This is a genomic window from Streptomyces vinaceus (genome assembly GCF_008704935.1).
Classification (GTDB): domain Bacteria; phylum Actinomycetota; class Actinomycetes; order Streptomycetales; family Streptomycetaceae; genus Streptomyces; species Streptomyces vinaceus.
Genome location: NZ_CP023692.1, coordinates 4,253,087 through 4,268,588 on the forward strand (window position 1 = coordinate 4,253,087; position 15,502 = coordinate 4,268,588).

The following is a 15,502-nucleotide window of genomic DNA, read 5'->3' on the forward strand; positions in this document are numbered from 1 at the left end:
CGGAGTACGGCGGGGTCAGAGCTTGAGGACCCCGCGCCAGGTCCAGCCGGACTTGACGACCGCCTCGCGCAGGGGGTCCTTCATGTCCCGCGTGTCCAGGCCGAACGTTTCGACCTTGTGGCGGCGCCCGTCGGGGCCCCGCTCCAGCGTCCATTCCTTGTGGACGCTGCGGATGGGCCCCCGGCCGCGCTCGCGCCGGATCTGACGGCCGGGCGGCGGTCCGGCCAGTGTGACCGCCCACTGCTCGTCCATGGCCCGCACCTCGCGTTCCGCCGGGACGAAGCGCAGCCAGATCTTGAAGGTCCGCTGCACCTGCGTCCGGGTGGGGCCTGAACCCCGGGCGGGCTCCCTCACCTGCCACTGGGCCACCAGATCGGATCCCGAGGACTCGCGGACGGTGAACGGGACACCGGTGCCGTTCAGGGCGAGCAGTGCGTGGCGGAGCTCCTGGGTGGGGACGGCCGCGCCGTCGCCGTCGGGGTACCGGGTACCCATCCACTTGTCCCAGAGACGGCCCATCGCCATTGATTCCTCACGCTGTTGGGTTGGATCTGCGCTTTGCGAACGTGTTCATAGGATGATTCCTCGATCTGATCAAAGCGAAGACGGGGGTCGATTCGGCGTGGTGACGTTCGACACGGAGTGGGCCGGACTCAAACAGCAGGCGGCGGCCGGGGTGGACATGCGCCTCGCGAGCGCCGCTCCCACCGACGGCGGCGGTGGCGGTGGCAGCGGCGACCTGAAGTCCGACCAGGCGGTCTGGAACCGGGCCAGCAAAGACCTCGGCGGTCTGTCGACGAGCATCAAGACCGGCGCGAGCGCGCTGGAGGCGGGCCAAAAGGGCGCGGCCCTGACCGGCGTGGAGAGCGCGACGGCCCAAGCGGAGCTGTACCAGTCCTGGAAGACGTACCTGGAGAACCTGGCGGGCAAGTGCACCGCCCTCCAGGGGCCCCTGGAGAAGGCCGGCCAGGGCCAGTACGAGAACGACGAGGCCATCCGGGGCGGCTTCCACCAGATCGACGGCAAGTACAAGGACACTCCCGCCACCGGCGGCAGCGACGGGGGCCGGTGAGCCTGACCCATGGACTACGCAGCGCTCAAGGCCCTCAAGCCGTCCGAGTTCACCGAGGCGGCTGACGGTTACAAGGCGGCCAGTGACATGGCCGACCACGCCCACGGCGACACCGAGGGGCAGATATCGGCCCGCCTGCAGGCAGGCCTCCACGGCGTGGCCGTGGAAGCCGCGCTGGGATCGCTGAGGGACCTGGCGAAGAACTTCCACTACGTGCAGGTGGAATGCGGTCTCGCGGCCACGTCCCTCAAGGCGTTCGCGGCCGCGATGACGGACGCGAAGAAGAAGCTGGACGATGCCCTGGAGGACGCGGCGCACCAGAAGCTCACGGTGGGCGCGGACGGTTCGGTGACCTTCCCGCCCGGCGGTGAGGAGAAGGACGGGAAGATCCCCGAGGGCGGCACGGTCACGGGCAGCGCGAAGGGCAAGCCCGCCGGAACGATCATCGATCCGACGCGCGACGCCAACGACCTGGCCTCCGCCCTGGAGCGCCAGGCGGCGAACATCCACCCCAACCCGAACTTCGGGAAGGCGGTGGCGATCGCCAACCGGATCGCGCAAGCCGTCGCCGAGGCGACCGAGGCGGACGCCCTCTGGGCACCCAAGCTGCGCAAACTCAAGGCAGACGACGACCTGGTCGTCTCCGACAGGGACTGGGCGGACACCCAGAGCGACACCGCCGACGTCCGCGCCGGAGCCAAGGACTACCTGGACCACATCAAGCCTCCGCCGAAGGGCGATGACCCGAAGGCGAACGCGGACTGGTGGAAGGGGCTGTCCCCGGACGAGCAGTCGGCCTACCTCTCCCTGAACGCGGCCGAGGTGGGGGCGCTCGACGGGCTGCCCTCCGCGGTCCGGGACGAGGCCAATCGCACCGTACTCGCCGAGAAGAAGGCCGAGTTCCAGATCAAGTACGACGCGATCCCCAAGGAACCCAAGTCCAGGTACCACTACGTCCAGCACGGGCGCGCCTGGACGCGCGAAGAGACCGACGAGTGGCGTGAGTGGCACGACAAGTACGCCAAGGACGAGGAATTCCTGAAGAGGAACCTCGAAGGCATGAACGCCATCCAGGCCCGCTTCGACGCAACCGGTAAGGAAGGCCTGCCGGAGGCCTACCTCCTCGGATTCGACACCAAGGGCGGAGGCCGGGCCATCGTCGCGAACGGCAACCCGGAAACGGCCGACCACACGGCCGTATTCGTCCCCGGTACTTTCACCGCCATCGAGAAGAGCGACGACTACATCGGTCACATGGGTGAGCTGTGGAAGAAGACCCACGCCCAAGTACCCGGCCAGAACGTGTCCACCATCACCTGGATCGGATACGACGCCCCGCAGAGCATCGTTCCCGAGGCGATGACCAAGGGCTACGCCCACGATGCGGCGCCCGACCTGAACCACTTCATGGCGGGCCTTGAGCACATCCAGGGCGGCGACGGCGGGAGCCACACCACGCTCATCGGGCACAGCTACGGCAGCACCGTCATCGGTGCCGCCTCCAACGCGGGCGACCTGCGGACGGACGACATCCTCGTGGCGGGCAGTCCCGGCATGCTGGTCGGCCACGCCAAGGACTTGGACGTCGAAGAGGGGCACGTGTGGTCGGAAGCCGCGTCCTTCACCAAGGACCAGGTGCCGGCGGGCGGCAAGTTCGCGGGGCTCGGCGGCGGTACGCCGTTCTGGAAGGAAATATTGCCGTTCGGGTCGGTCTGGGGGCAGAACGTGCCTTCCGACGAGGATTTCGGAGCCCATATCATGGACAACGACGCGGACAGCCACACCGACTACTGGAGAAAGGACTCCTTCAGTCTTGAAAACCAGGCGAGAGTGGTTGCCGGTCGTTACGACAAGGTGGTCCTTGACTGATATGAGGAAGTCAACGGCCGATCGCACGAAGTCCATACCGTTGCGGGCCACGGCTCTCGCCGTCGTTCTCGCCGGCTCGCTTTCCCTGTTGTCCGTGGGGTGTTCCAACGTGAAAGAACTGAGTTACACGCCCGTCAGGATGGATCCGGATCCTGCGCGCACGAAGACGAAGCAGATCTCCAGCCGGCTGCTGGAGATGACCGGGATCAAGGGCAAGGTGACCGAGCCCGGGCCGAGCGTCACGCGCTGCCGGGAATACGGAGACGACCTGTTCTCCACGGACCACCCGTGGTCGGTGTACGAGATCTCCGACGCCCAGGTCGAGGAGGGCATGCAGAACCTGCGCAAGGCGCTCGGTGAGAACGGCTGGAAGATCACCAAGGACGGCAAGGCCAACAGCCAGGCGCAGGACCCCGAGATCTACGCCGAGAACAAGGCCGAGCAGTTCGCCGTGCACATCACGGGCGAGAAGAAATCGGCCACGGGGGAGCCACTGATCCTCTTCAGCGTCGTGTCCGCCTGCTTCCGCGCCGCCTCCTCCTCCGCGCTCGACGGCGAGTACTGATCCGGGATCCCAGGGCCCTGGGGACCCCAGGGCCCCGGGGGGCCTCCCGACGTCTCGCCGCGGTACGGCCGGTGCCGTGGCGGTGGGGGAGGGAACGGGCGGTGGTAGCGTGGCCCGCCGTTGTCCAGGGGAGGGAATCGGGCCATGGTGGCTGGGCGTCGCATCAGGTTCACGGCGGTGCTGGTCGCCGTCGTCTTCGCGCTCACCGGATTTTCTTCGAGCGGGCACGGGCACGGCTCGAAGAGCAGTGGCAGTGGCAGCGGTGGCGGTTGCTCCAGCTCCAAGAAGAGGAGCAGCTACAACGGCGGCAACAACGGCAACAGCAGCAGTAGCGGCAGCAGCGGCAGCGGGAAGTCCACCCCCTCGCCCACCAAGAGCGCCGGTGCACCCGCACACGCCTCGGTCGTCACCTGCGCCGGACCCGGCAGGCCGGAGGCCGTGCTCCGGGTGACCTCCGACGTGGACACCACGCGCCTGGTCAACGTCCCGGTCGTCTTCCAGGGCGCGACCGGCGTCGTGGAGCGCACCACCGTCCCGGTCTCGCTCAAGGCCCACGAGACCCGTACGGTCACCGCCGCCCTGACCCAGAAGGACAAGGCGGCCGACGTCGGTACCTGCGTCGTGGGCACCATCAACTAGAGGGCCCGGCTCTGCGTCCCCCCGGTTAGCGGATCCGCGGCTCCGGCGCCCTCCCGCGCCCCGCGAACAGGCCCGCCTGCCGCTCCGGGGAGAGGTTCCCCAGCGAGATCAGCGCCGGGGCCTGCGCCAGCGCCTGCTGCAGCGCGGCCTGCTTCGCCGACCACAGGGCCCGTACGGTGCCCTGCACGGCCTCCGTCGGACAGCCGGCCAGCGTCCGCGCCGCCCGCAGCGCCGCCGGGAGCAGCTCATCGGGTCCGGCCAGCTCCGAGACCAGGCCGATCTCGTACGCCCGCCGCGCGGACAGCCGTTCCGCCGTCCCCATCAGGGACATCCGGGCGGCCTCCCCGAACGGCATCCGCTGCGCCATGTACACGGCCTCGTACGCGCTGACCATCCCGTACGTCGTGTGCGGGTCGAAGTACGTCGCCGCCCGGGAGGAGACGATGAACTCCGACTCGCCCAGCAGGTAGAACGCCCCGCCGCACGCCATGCCGTTGACGGCTGCGATCACCGGCTTCCACAGGTCGTTCGCCTTCGGGCCGATCGCCACCAGCGGATCGTCCACCGAGTACGGGGAGGACGGCTGGGGCACCTCCACCCCGCGGTCGATGCCCGTGCAGAAGGCCGCCCGTCCGGCGCCGGTCAGCACGACCGCCCGTACGTCGTCGGCGGACCGGAACTCCCGCCACACCGAGGCCAGTTCCGCGGCCGTCGCCAGGTCGATCGCGTTGTGCTTGCGCTCCCGGTCCAGGGTGACGACCGCGACCCCGCTCGCCTTGTCCCGCTCGACCCGTACCGTCACGGCTTCTCCAGCACCCAGCGCGGCACGCTCACCCCGCCGGTCCGCGTGAACACCACTTGGACGCGGGCGCCGATGCGCAGGCGGGCCGGGTCCACCGAGTTCAGCGGGGCGTCGGCCGAGGTGACCAGGTTCCCGGCGAGGCGGATGTGCGGGGCGTCGGCGAGCTCCACGAGGATCACGTTGTACGGGGCCTGCGCGGCGTACGCGGGCAGCAGCGGCGGATGCGGCCGTACGTACGACCAGATCCGCCCGCGGCCGCTCATCGGGCGCCACTCGGAGTCGAACGACTGGCAGTGCGGGCAGCAGGGGCGGGGCGGGAAGCGGAGCCGGCCGCAGGAGGCGCAGGCCTGGACGCGGAGTTCGCCCCGGGCGGCGTACTCCCAGAAGGGGGCGCCGTCCTCGTCGGGGACGGGCAGGAGCAGGTCGTCCACGGCGGCGGAGGTGGTGGTCATCGGGTCAGCTCCTCAGCAGGATCGCGGACGTCGGGACACCCTCGCCGGCCGTCACCAGACAGGTCGCGGCGTCCGGCACCTGGGCGGTGGAGATCCCCCGGAGCTGCTTGACGCCCTCGTTGATCAGGTTGAAGCCGTGCACGTAGGCCTCGGACAGGCCGCCGCCCCCGGTGTTGATCGGGAGCCGGCCGCCCATCTCCAGGGCCCCGCCCTCGGTGAACGCGGCGCCCTCGCCGCGCCCGCAGAAGCCGTAGCCCTCCAGGGAGAGCGGGATGAGCGGGGTGAACGCGTCGTAGATCTGGGCCACGTCCACGTCCTGGGGCCCGAAGTCGGCGTGCTTCCACAGGTGCCGGGCGGCGGTCCAGGCGGGCCCGGACAGCGGGTCGTCGTTCCAGTAGTTGACCATGCCGTGGTGCTGGGCGGGCAGGCCCTGGGCGACGGAGTGGACGTACACGGGTTTGTGGCGGCAGTCGCGGGCGCGCTCGGCGGAGACGATCACGCAGGCCAGCGCCCCGTCCGTCTCCAGGCAGTTGTCGAAGAGGCAGAGCGGGTCGCTGATCATGCGGGAGGTCATGTACATCTCGCGGGTCAGCGGGCGCTCGTACATCATCGCTGCCGGGTTCTCGTTGGCCCGGTTGCGGCAGGCCATGGCGACGTTGAAGAGGTGGTCGCGGGTGGCGCCGTACTCGTGCATGTAGCGCCGGGCCAGCATGCCGATCTCGTCGGCGGGGCGCAGCAGCCCGAAGGGGCGGGTCCACTGGCCGGGGGTGGGCAGTTGGACCGCGGTGTTCTTCCAGGGGCGGGGGCCGGAGCCGCGTTTGCGCGAGCGCCAGGCGACGCCCACGCTCGCCTGCCCGGTGGCGACGGCGGCCGCGAGGTGGCCGACGGTGGCGCAGGAACCGCCGCCGCCATAGCCGATCTTGGAGAAGAAGGTGACGTCGCCGGCGCCGATGGCCTTGGCCACCTCGACCTCGTCGGTCTCCTCCATCGTGTACGAGGAGAAGGCGTCGACTTCGGAGGGCGCTATTCCGGCGTCGGCGAGGGCGGCGAGGACGGCGCGGCACGCCAACTCCTTCTCCGACTCGGGGAGCCGTTTGGCAAAGGCGGTCTGGCCGATCCCGACTACCGCCGTAGCGTCCTTGAGTGTTGCCGCCATCGCCACCTCCGGGGCTGCACCAGTACTGACAGCCGCGAAGGCTACAGCTAATCTGACGGATAGTCAGCTACCGGGAGGGGTGTGCGATGACCGAAGACGCGCGGGGGGATCTGCGCTGGGGCTCCATCGCGGGACTGGTGCGCGCGGCGGCCGCGGAGTACGCCGACCGCGAAGCCGTCGTCGACGGGCGCGTCCGCATCAGCTACGCGCAGCTCGGCGAGCGCGTGGAGCGGGCCGCGGCCGCCGCCATCGCCGCCGGGATCGAGCCGGGGGACCGCGTCGCCGTCTGGGCCCCCAACACCCTGGAGTGGATCGTCTGCGCGCTCGGCGCGGTCTCGGCGGGCGCCGTCCTCGTCCCCCTCAACACCCGTTTCAAGGGCTCGGAGGCCGCGTACGTCCTGCGGCGCAGCCGGGCCAGACTCCTGTTCGTCACCGGCACCTTCCTCGGCACCTCGTACGTCGCCTCCCTGCGCCGGGCGGCCGCCGAAGGGGAGGGCCACGGCCCGCTGCCCGGGCTGCCGCACCTCGAACAGGTCGTCGTGCTCGCCGAGGACGCCCCGCAGGAGTTCCGCACCTGGAAGGACTTCCTGGCCGGCGGGGACGGGACCGGCGCCGACGCCGTGCGCGAACGCGCCGAGTCCATCCGCCCCGAGGCCCCCTCCGACATCATCTTCACCTCCGGCACCACCGGCAGCCCCAAGGGCGCCGTCATCAGCCACGCCCAGTCGCTGCGCTGCTACGACGTCTGGAGCGAGCTCGCGGGGCTGCGCGAGGGCGACCGCTATCTGATCGTGAACCCCTTCTTCCACACCTTCGGCTACAAGGCCGGCATCATCGCCTGCCTGATGCGCGGGGCCACGATGGTCCCGCAGCCCGTCTTCAACGTGGACACCGTCCTCGCCAACATCGCCGCCGAGCGGATCTCCGTACTCCCCGGCCCGCCCACCCTCCACCAGTCGCTCCTGGACCACCCCCAGCGCGACCACCACGACCTGTCCGCGCTGCGCCTGGTCGTCACCGGCGCCGCCGTCGTCCCGCTCCAGCTCGTCGAACGGCTCCGCGGAGAACTGCACATCGCCACCGTCCTCACCGCGTACGGGCTCTCCGAGGCCAGCGGCATCGTCACCATGTGCCGCCGCGGGGACCCGGCCGAGGTCATCGCCGCCACCTCCGGGCGGCCCATCCCGGACACGGAGGTCAGGGTCGTCGCCGACCGGCAGGGCACGGAGCGGCCCGTGGGCACCGCGGGCGAGGTGTGGGTGCGCGGCCACCACGTGATGCGGGGCTACTTCGAGGACCCGGCCGAGACCGCCGAGGCCATCACCCCCGACGGCTGGCTGCGCACCGGCGACGTGGGGGTCCTCGACGCCGAGGGCAACCTGCGCATCACCGACCGGATCAAGGACATGTTCATCGTCGGCGGGTTCAACGCCTACCCAGCGGAGATAGAGCAACTCCTGGGCCTGCACCCGGACGTGGCCGACGTGGCCGTCGTCGGGATCTCCGATCCGCGCCTGGGCGAGGTCGGCAAGGCGTACGCGGTCCGCCGCCCGGGCTCCACCCTCACCTCCGACGACCTGATCGCCTGGTCGCGCCGCGAGATGGCCAACTACAAGGTGCCGCGCGAGGTCGAGTTCGTCACCGAACTCCCGCGCAACGCGAGCGGAAAGGTCCTCAAACGCGAACTCCGCGCCCGCCCGCTCAGGGCGTGAGGGTGCCCAGGTCGATGTCCAGGGGGAACGGGACCGCCACCTTGATCCGGTCGCGGTGGATCCCGGTCGGGACGTACGTCCGGGTGACCACGTCCAGCTCGTAGACGTGCACGACGGGATCACCCTCCTCGTCCTCGACCCGCCAGGGGTGGGGGGCGCTCCGTCGATGAGCTCGGTGTGCCGGGGGGCCTGCGGCCAGTGGTCGAGGTCGTCCGCTTCCCAACCGCTCGGGCGGGGCGGGAGCATCCATTCGGGAAGCCCGGCTGCCACGGCGTCCTCCAGTGGATGCTGAGTCGGCTACTCGTCCTCAGCTCTCCCTACCGGCGCTCCGGTCGCCCTGCGGGCCAGGACCAGGCGCCAGCGGGGGGTGCCGTCGGGGCGGCGGCCGAAGTGGTCCAGCGGGACCGTCTCCACCGTGAAGCCGGCCGCGCGCAGGTCGGCGCGGACGCCGCCCAGCGGGAAGGTCCGGTAGTACATGACGAACGGCGGCCGCCACACCGCGTTGCGCACCCGCATCGCGGCGTCGAAGCCCGTCACCGCCCACCACGCGGCGGAGGCCGGCGTGATCGGCGCCCCGATCGGGAAGGCGAAGAGGCCGCCCGGGCGCAGCGCGGCGTGGACGCCGGAGAAGAGGGCGGGCCGTTCGGCCGGGAGGAAGTGGCCGAAGGCCCCGAAGCTGACGGCCAGGTCGTACGGATCCGCCGGCCCGGGCGGCAGCGCCCGCGCGTCGGCCCGTACGAGGTCGACGCGCTCGTCGGGGTACGCCCGCGCGGCCTCCGCCAGCATGCCCGCGCTCAGGTCCACCCCGGTCACCCGGCCCCGGCACAGCCGCAGCAGCATCCCGAGCCCGGCGCCGGTCCCGCAGCACACGTCGAGCCCGGACCCGAAGGAGCCCTCCCGCTGGGCGAGCGTCTCCTCGACCGCGTCGAGCATCCGGTCGGGCGTGCGGAAGGGGGTCTGGTCGAACTTGGGGGAGAGCAGGTCGTACCCGCGCTCGACGGACGAGAGCGCCTGCGCGGCGAGCTCGCGGACGGTGGGTCCCTGTGAGGTGAACACGGGCCCAGCCTAATGAGGGAGGGCCCTGGCCGGGGCGGGTCCTTCCGCGCGGCCGCGACCGCGGATCAAAACGGTCTTCTCGTGACGTACAGTAGAAAACGTCCATTTTGCCAAAGCTTGGGGTTTCGTGGTGAGCGCCGTACGGAGCTCGATGGCCGGAAGCAGCGCCCTGGAGAAGACCCTGCGGATCATCGAGGAGCTGAGCGCACCCGGCGGCCCGCACCGGCTCGCGGAGGTGGCCGCCGCCTCGGGCGTGCCCAAGTCCAGCACGTACCGGATCCTGGCCTCGCTCGTCGAGCAGGGCTACGCCGTCACCGACGGGGAGGGCAGCTACGGCATCGGCCTGCGGCTGCGCTCGGTTGCCGCCAGGGTCTGCGCCGAGCGGCCCGAGGGGATCACCGAGCTGCTGGAGTTCCTGCACAAGGGCACCGGCCACGCCGTCCACCTGGCGCTGCGCCACGGCGCCGCCCTCACGTACATCCGCAAGGTCGAGAGCGGCCGCCCCTTCCGCAGCCCCGCCCGCCTCGGCATGCGCGCCGCCCTGCACTCCACCGCCATCGGCCGCTCCGTCCTGGCCCACCTCCCGCCGGAGGAGGCGCGGGCGCTGTGCCGGGCCGCCGGAGCGCCGGCGCACGCCCCCGGCGAGCTGAGCGAGGTACGCGAGCTCGGCTACGCCCTGGACGACGCGGAGGAAGGGACGCAGGCGGGGGCGGGGGCCGGGTCCGGGGCCGTACGCTGCCTGGCCGCGCCCGTCTTCGGCCACGACGGAGCCCCGGTCGGCGGCATCAGCCTCACCGCGGCCGCGGCCCTGACCACCCGGACGGAACTGGAGCGCTTCTCGCCGGCGCTGCTCGAAGCCGCGCGGGGCGTGGAACTCCTGCTCCAGCGCGGCTGACCCCCTCGTCGGCCCGTCATCGGCCCGGCCCCGGACATGGGCATGCGACGACGGCCGCGGTGGCTCCCCCTCCGGGCCACCGCGGCCGCCGTCCCTGTGGTGCTCCCCCGTTGTTCTCGTGCACCGGTGGTCCCCCGTGACCCACCGGCTCGTGCTCCCCCGTCGACCACGGCGGGTTCCCCCGAATCCCGCCGTGGCCCCCCCGTTGAACCCGGTCCCCCGTATCCCCCGTGGGACCGGCCCCCCGTCCCCCGTATCCCCCGTGGGACGTCTTACGGCCGCGGCCCCGAGGCGTGGTTGTCCATCGCCACGATGTCCTCGGCCGAAGCCGGGTTCTTCTCCAGCGGCTTGATCTCGATGCCGGAGGCGTGATTGTCCATCGGTGTGATGTCGACGCCCGGTGTCAGGCTGTCGTCGAGCGGCTTGATCTCGATCCCGGACGCGTGATTGTCCATCGGCTTGATGTCGCCGTCGTTCGGCAGGATGTTCTCGTTCGTCGTCATCGGTTCTCCTGATGGGTGTGTCGGGCCCGTTCGGCGATTCCCCCGCGGACCGCCGAACGGGTGGTCCTCCAGCCGACTCCCGCGTCCCCCGATGCGGTGAGTCGATGTCTCTATCGTGCCGGGCGGCGATAAACGAACGATGAATGCCTCGTTCATCAGTCGATCAGCGGACGGCCCGGAGCCGTCCCGCCGCCGGTCCCCCCAGCTCAGGCCGCGACCTCGGCCGCCAACAGGGCCTGTACCTCGGCGAGCTCGGCCGACTTCAGCTGCTTGAACACGACCTCCGCGTCCCGCCAGCACACCCGCGCCCGGTCCCGCTGGCCCAGCCTGCGCAGCGCCTTGCCCAGTACCGTCAGCACCGTCGCCCGCCGCCACTCCCCGCCGATCCCGCGCAGCGCGATCGCCTGCTCGGCGTGTGCGGCGGCCAGCGTGGGCCGGTGCGCGGCCAGATGGGCGACGGCGAGCCGGAAGTGCGTCACGCCCTCCCACAGCGGCTGCCGGTTGTCGTGGAACAGCGAGAGCGCCTCGGTCAGCTGCGTCTGCGCCTCGCCGAGCCGCCCCGCCTCGGTGAGGGCGATGCCCAGCGCGTAGCGGCCGTTGGCCAGGCGCAGGGTCAGCCCCATCCGGTCGTATATGGCGATGCCCTGCTCGGCGAGGTCGATGGCGCTGGTCAGACGGCCCAGTTCCACGTGGATCCGGGACAGGTTGCACAGCGCGCTGGCCTCGCCGATGTGGTTGCCGTCGGCACGGAAGTTGTCGATGGCCTCCAGCAGGTACCGCTCGCCGTCGGCGTGCCGCCCCTGGTAGAGGGCGATGATCCCGCGGTCGTTGGGCGCCCAGCAGCTGGGCAGCGGGTCGCCGGCCTCGCGGGCGAGGTCCATCGCCTGGCGGGCCTCCTCGTCGGCCTCGCCGAAGCGGCCCGCGACCAGGTGGACGTTGGTGAGGGTGGTCCGGGCGCGGCCCTCCGCGTGCGGGTCCTTCGCGGCGTGCGCGGCGTCGCGCAGGGCCACGGCGGCGGACTCGTACTGCTTGGAGTTGGCCCCCGACTCGGCGAGGTCCTTCGCCGCCCACAGGAGGTCGACGGCCCGGCGCAGTACGTCCGCCCGCCCGGTCGAGCGTACGGAGGCCTGCCGGACGCAGGCCAGCAGCGGGTCGGCCTCGGCGTACAGCCAGTCGAGGGCGGCGCGCGGCTCGGCGAAGCGCAGCCCGGGGTAGTGGGTCGCGGACAGGTGCGCGGGCAGCCGGTCACCCGGGCGCTCCATCGCGTACACCGCGGAGGCGGTGGCGAGGTAGAAGTCCAGCAGCCGGTCCAGGGCGGCGTCCCGGCTGCTCGGCGGCTGTTCGTCGCGCTCGGCGCACGCACGCGCGTAGAGCCGTACGAGGTCGTGGAAGCGGTAGCGGCCGGGCGCGGCCGATTCGAGGAGGGAGCAGTCCACCAGCGCTTCGAGGAGGTCCTCGGTGTCGTACTCGGGCAGGTCGAGCGCGGCGGCCGCGGCGGCCAGGGAGATGTCGGGCCCGTCGGCGAGGCCGAGGAGGCGGAAGGCGCGCTGCTGCTCGGGCTCCAGCTGCCCGTAGCCGAGCTCGAAGGTGGCCTTGACGGCGAGGTCGCCGGCCTGGAGCTCGTCGAGGCGGCGGCGCTCGTCCGCCAGCTTCGCGGCGAGGACGGACACGGTCCAGGTGCGGCGGGCGGCGAGCCGGGAGGCGGCGATGCGGATGGCGAGCGGCAGGAACCCGCAGGCGCCGACCACGTCGAGGGCGGCCTGGCGTTCGGCGCCGACGCGCTCCGTGCCCACGATCCGGGTGAACAGCTGGAGGGCTTCCTCGGGGCTCATCACGTCGAGGTCCACGAGATGGGCCCCGGCGAGGCCCGCCATGCGGACCCGGCTGGTGACGAGCGCGGCGCAGCCCGCGGTGCCCGGAAGCAGCGGACGGACCTGGGCGGCGTCGCGGGCGTTGTCGAGCAGGACCAGGACGCGGCGGCCGTCGAGCGTGGAGCGGTAGAGCGCGGCCCGCTCGGCGGCGCTGTCCGGGATGGCCGTGTCGGGGGTGCCGAGGGCGCGCAGGAAGGAGCCGAGGACGGCGACGGGCTCGGCGGGCCGGGGCTCGGTGCCCTGGAGGTCCACGTAGAGCTGGCCGTCGGGGAAGTGCGGGCGGGCGGCGTGCGCGACGTGCACGGCGAGGGTGGTCTTGCCGACGCCGCCGATGCCGGCGAGGGCGGAGACGGCCATGACCTGGCCGCCGACGCCGGCCAGGATCTCGCCGAGCTCGTTGACGAAGGTGGCTCGGCCGGTGAAGTCGGCCACGGTGGCGGGCAATTGGGCGGGCCTTACGAGTGCGGGCGCGGCGGCCGGGGCCGGATCTTCGGCGCGGGCGAGTTCGGCGTCCGCGCGCAGGATGCGCTGCTGGAGCGCGGCGAGTTCGGGCCGGGGGTCCACGCCGAGTTCGTCCGCGAGGAGCCGGCGGGTGTCGGCGTACACGGCGAGGGCCTCGGCCTGCCGGCCGCTGCGGTACAGGGCGAGCATGAGGAGCTCGCGCAGCCGTTCGCGCAGCGGGTGGGCGGCGGTGAGGGCGGTGAGCTCGGAAACGGCCTCGGCGTGGTGGCCGACCTCCAGGTCGAGGTCGAGGCGGGTCTCCAGCAGCTGCAGGCGCCACTCCTGGAGCCGGGTGCGCTCGGTGTCGGCGTGCGGGCCGGGGACCCCGGCGAGCGGTTCCCCGTCCCACAGGTCGAGGGCGCGGTCGAGGAGCGTACGGGCGAGGATCCGGTCGCCGGCGCCGCGCGCCTGCTCGGCTTCGGCGGCGAGGGCGCGGGCGGTGCCGAGGTCGAGGGCGTCGGCGGGGGTGTGGATGGCGTAGCCGCCGGACTCGGTGACGAGCATGCCCGGCGCGAGGACCTTGCGCAGGCGGGAGGCGTACGTACGGATCGTGGCGAGGGCCTGCTGCGGCGGGTCCTCGCCCCAGATGGCGTCGATCAGCTCGGGCGCGGTCGCGGTACGGCCGCCGCGCAGCAGGAGCGCGGCGAGCAGGGCGCGCTGCTGGGGGGTCCCGGAGGGCAGTGCCTCGCCGCCGCGCCAGGCGCGGATGGGGCCGAGGACGGCGAAGCGGCAGGAGTCGGGGGCGGGGGCGCGGTCGGCGCCGGCCGCCGGGTGCGCGGTGGGCGGGGCGTCCGGGGCATGGGCGGCGTCCGGGGCGTGGGCGGCGTCGGGGGCGTGCGGGTCCGCGGTGGGCGCGGGCGCGGGTGTGGTGTGCGGCTGCGCGGAGCGGGCGGTCGTGGAGTCAGGCCGGGCCCCGGTCGTGGCGTCCGGCGCGGCAACGGAGTGGCGCCGGGCTGCCTCGGGGCGGTTCCGCTGGTGCGGGATGGCCGGTATGCCGTCCATCTGTCGTCCCCCCTGCCTTCCGTCGGTGTAAGGGCCAGTCTGCCCTGTCTTGCGCTTACCCGTCAGCCCGTGTCGGACCGATCACTCCCCAACTAGCTGACGGTTCGTCAGATCGGCGCTACCGTAGTCCACATGGAGACCTTCCCGAAGATCATCTCGGTGGACGACCACACGGTTGAACCTCCCCACGTCTGGCGGGACCGGCTCCCGTCCAAATACCAGGACACCGGCCCCCGGATCGTCCGCGCCCCCTTGAAGGAAATGACCTTCCTCGGCGGCAAGTTCGCGCCCGTCATGGGAGCCAGGGGCGACGACGGTCCGATCGGCGACTGGTGGGTGTACGAGGACCTGCACCGACCCCTCACCCGCCTCGACACCGCCGTCGGCTACGACCGCGACGAGATCAAGCTCGAAGTCATCACGTACGAGCAGATGCGCCCCGGCTCCTTCTCGGTTCCCGAGCGCCTCGCCGACATGGACGTCAATCACGTCCAGTCGGCGCTGTGCTTCCCGACCTTCCCCCGCTTCTGCGGCCAGACCTTCACCGAGGCCAAGGACCGCGAGCTCGGGCTGCTCGGCGTGCGGGCGTACAACGACTGGATGGTCGAGGAGTGGTGCGGCCCGGACGCGCGCGGCCGCCTGATCCCCCTCACCCTCATCCCGCTCTGGGACGCCCACCTCGCCGCCGCCGAGGTCCGCCGCAACGCGGCGCGCGGCGTGCGCGCCGTCGCCTTCTCGGAGATACCCCCCCACCTGGGCCTCCCCTCGATCCACACCGACGAGTGGGACCCCTTCCTCCAGGCGTGCGACGAGACCGGCACCGTGATCGCGATGCACATCGGGTCCTCGTCGAGGATGCCGTCGACCTCGGCGGACGCGCCGCCGGCGGTCGGCTCCACCATCACCTTCGCCAACTGCTGCTTCTCGATGGTCGACTGGCTGATGAGCGGCAAGTTCGAGCGCTTCCCGAACCTCAGGATCATGTACGCGGAGGGCCAGATCGGCTGGATCCCGTACATCCTGGAGCGCGCGGACGTGGTGTGGGAGGAGAACCGCGCCTGGGGCGGGGTCGCGGACAAGGTGCACCGTCCGCCGTCGGAGCTCTTCGCGGAGCACGTCTTCGGCTGCTTCTTCGACGACCCGTTCGGCCTGAAGAACCTGGACTCCATCGGCGTCGCGAACGTCCTCTACGAGACGGACTATCCGCACTCCGACTCGACGTGGCCGAAGTCGCGGGAGGTGGGCGAGGCGCAGATGTCCCACCTGGCGCCGGACGTGGTGGACCGCATCGTGCGCGGCAACGCCATCGACCTGCTGGGCCTGACGGCGGAAGGGCTGTGGGCGGGGGCGTAGGCGGGGGCGGGCGGCCGGGTCGGCGGGAGGCCGGAGGTCCCCTTGCGGCGAGGG

At 72.0% G+C, this 15,502-nt stretch carries 14 protein-coding genes and 1 pseudogene; 7 read left to right on the plus strand and 8 right to left on the minus strand.

Going from position 1 to position 15,502, the window contains the following annotated elements; genetic code table 11:
• Positions 1–15: 15 nt before the first annotated feature.
• The gene (locus CP980_RS19210) at positions 16–519 is read right to left on the minus strand and encodes a hypothetical protein (RefSeq protein ID WP_132757614.1); all 504 of its coding nucleotides are present in this window, start codon (positions 517–519) and stop codon (positions 16–18) included.
• 106 nt (positions 520–625) lie between these two features.
• Here CP980_RS19210 and CP980_RS19215 point away from each other — a divergent pair, with 106 nt between their 5' ends.
• The 4 genes from CP980_RS19215 (at position 626) to CP980_RS19230 (ending at position 4,145) form a co-directional block, all read left to right on the plus strand.
• Positions 626–1,072, plus strand: coding sequence for a hypothetical protein (locus tag CP980_RS19215; protein ID WP_150528685.1), 447 nt, complete (start codon positions 626–628; stop codon positions 1,070–1,072).
• 9 nt (positions 1,073–1,081) lie between these two features.
• On the plus strand, positions 1,082–2,941 hold the full coding sequence (locus CP980_RS19220) for an alpha/beta hydrolase (protein ID WP_150528686.1): 1,860 nt from the start codon (positions 1,082–1,084) through the stop codon (positions 2,939–2,941).
• A gap of 139 nt (positions 2,942–3,080) precedes the next feature.
• Complete coding sequence (locus CP980_RS19225; RefSeq protein WP_132757608.1) at positions 3,081–3,506, plus strand: hypothetical protein; 426 nt, start codon at positions 3,081–3,083, stop codon at positions 3,504–3,506.
• 144 nt (positions 3,507–3,650) lie between these two features.
• Positions 3,651–4,145, plus strand: coding sequence for a hypothetical protein (locus CP980_RS19230; RefSeq protein ID WP_150528687.1), 495 nt, complete (start codon positions 3,651–3,653; stop codon positions 4,143–4,145).
• Positions 4,146–4,170: 25 nt separating this feature from the next.
• Here the strand turns inward: CP980_RS19230 and CP980_RS19235 are convergent, their stop codons facing one another.
• The 3 genes from CP980_RS19235 to CP980_RS19245 are packed head-to-tail and all read right to left on the minus strand — an operon-like array spanning position 4,171 to position 6,555.
• Positions 4,171–4,947: an enoyl-CoA hydratase/isomerase family protein gene (locus tag CP980_RS19235; protein ID WP_150528688.1), complete on the minus strand. Its 777-nt coding sequence runs from the start codon at positions 4,945–4,947 to the stop codon at positions 4,171–4,173.
• On the minus strand, positions 4,944–5,399 hold the full coding sequence (locus CP980_RS19240) for a Zn-ribbon domain-containing OB-fold protein (RefSeq protein WP_099891422.1): 456 nt from the start codon (positions 5,397–5,399) through the stop codon (positions 4,944–4,946). Before CP980_RS19240 ends, CP980_RS19235 begins: the two co-directional genes overlap by 4 nt.
• A gap of 4 nt (positions 5,400–5,403) precedes the next feature.
• Positions 5,404–6,555 carry a lipid-transfer protein gene (locus tag CP980_RS19245; protein ID WP_150528689.1) on the minus strand — a complete coding sequence of 384 codons (1,152 nt, stop codon included), beginning with the start codon at positions 6,553–6,555 and terminating at the stop codon, positions 5,404–5,406.
• A gap of 86 nt (positions 6,556–6,641) precedes the next feature.
• On the opposite strand from CP980_RS19245, the gene CP980_RS19250 reads away from it, so the two are divergent.
• Entirely contained in the window at positions 6,642–8,267 is a 1,626-nt protein-coding gene (locus tag CP980_RS19250) for a FadD3 family acyl-CoA ligase (RefSeq protein ID WP_150528690.1), read from the plus strand.
• On the opposite strand, the pseudogene CP980_RS19255 reads toward CP980_RS19250, so the two are convergent.
• Together CP980_RS19255 and CP980_RS19260 are read right to left on the minus strand one after the other, a co-directional pair.
• Positions 8,257–8,513 (minus strand): annotated as a pseudogene (locus tag CP980_RS19255) (hypothetical protein). The gene CP980_RS19250 and the pseudogene CP980_RS19255 overlap by 11 nt on opposite strands.
• A gap of 51 nt (positions 8,514–8,564) precedes the next feature.
• Positions 8,565–9,323, minus strand: coding sequence for a class I SAM-dependent methyltransferase (locus CP980_RS19260; RefSeq protein ID WP_150528691.1), 759 nt, complete (start codon positions 9,321–9,323; stop codon positions 8,565–8,567).
• A 130-nt stretch (positions 9,324–9,453) separates the two neighbouring features.
• On the opposite strand from CP980_RS19260, the gene CP980_RS19265 reads away from it, so the two are divergent.
• The gene (locus CP980_RS19265; protein WP_150528692.1) at positions 9,454–10,218 is read left to right on the plus strand and encodes an IclR family transcriptional regulator; all 765 of its coding nucleotides are present in this window, start codon (positions 9,454–9,456) and stop codon (positions 10,216–10,218) included.
• A 272-nt stretch (positions 10,219–10,490) separates the two neighbouring features.
• On the opposite strand, the gene CP980_RS19270 is transcribed toward CP980_RS19265, so the two are convergent.
• Together CP980_RS19270 and afsR are read right to left on the minus strand one after the other, a co-directional pair.
• Entirely contained in the window at positions 10,491–10,721 is a 231-nt protein-coding gene (locus CP980_RS19270) for a hypothetical protein (protein ID WP_132757598.1), read from the minus strand.
• Positions 10,722–10,927: 206 nt separating this feature from the next.
• The gene (gene afsR, locus CP980_RS19275; RefSeq protein ID WP_229907296.1) at positions 10,928–14,095 is read right to left on the minus strand and encodes an SARP-family global regulator AfsR; all 3,168 of its coding nucleotides are present in this window, start codon (positions 14,093–14,095) and stop codon (positions 10,928–10,930) included.
• A 132-nt stretch (positions 14,096–14,227) separates the two neighbouring features.
• On the opposite strand from afsR, the gene CP980_RS19285 reads away from it, so the two are divergent.
• The gene (locus CP980_RS19285; RefSeq protein WP_150528693.1) at positions 14,228–15,448 is read left to right on the plus strand and encodes an amidohydrolase family protein; all 1,221 of its coding nucleotides are present in this window, start codon (positions 14,228–14,230) and stop codon (positions 15,446–15,448) included.
• Positions 15,449–15,502: the final 54 nt, after the last annotated feature.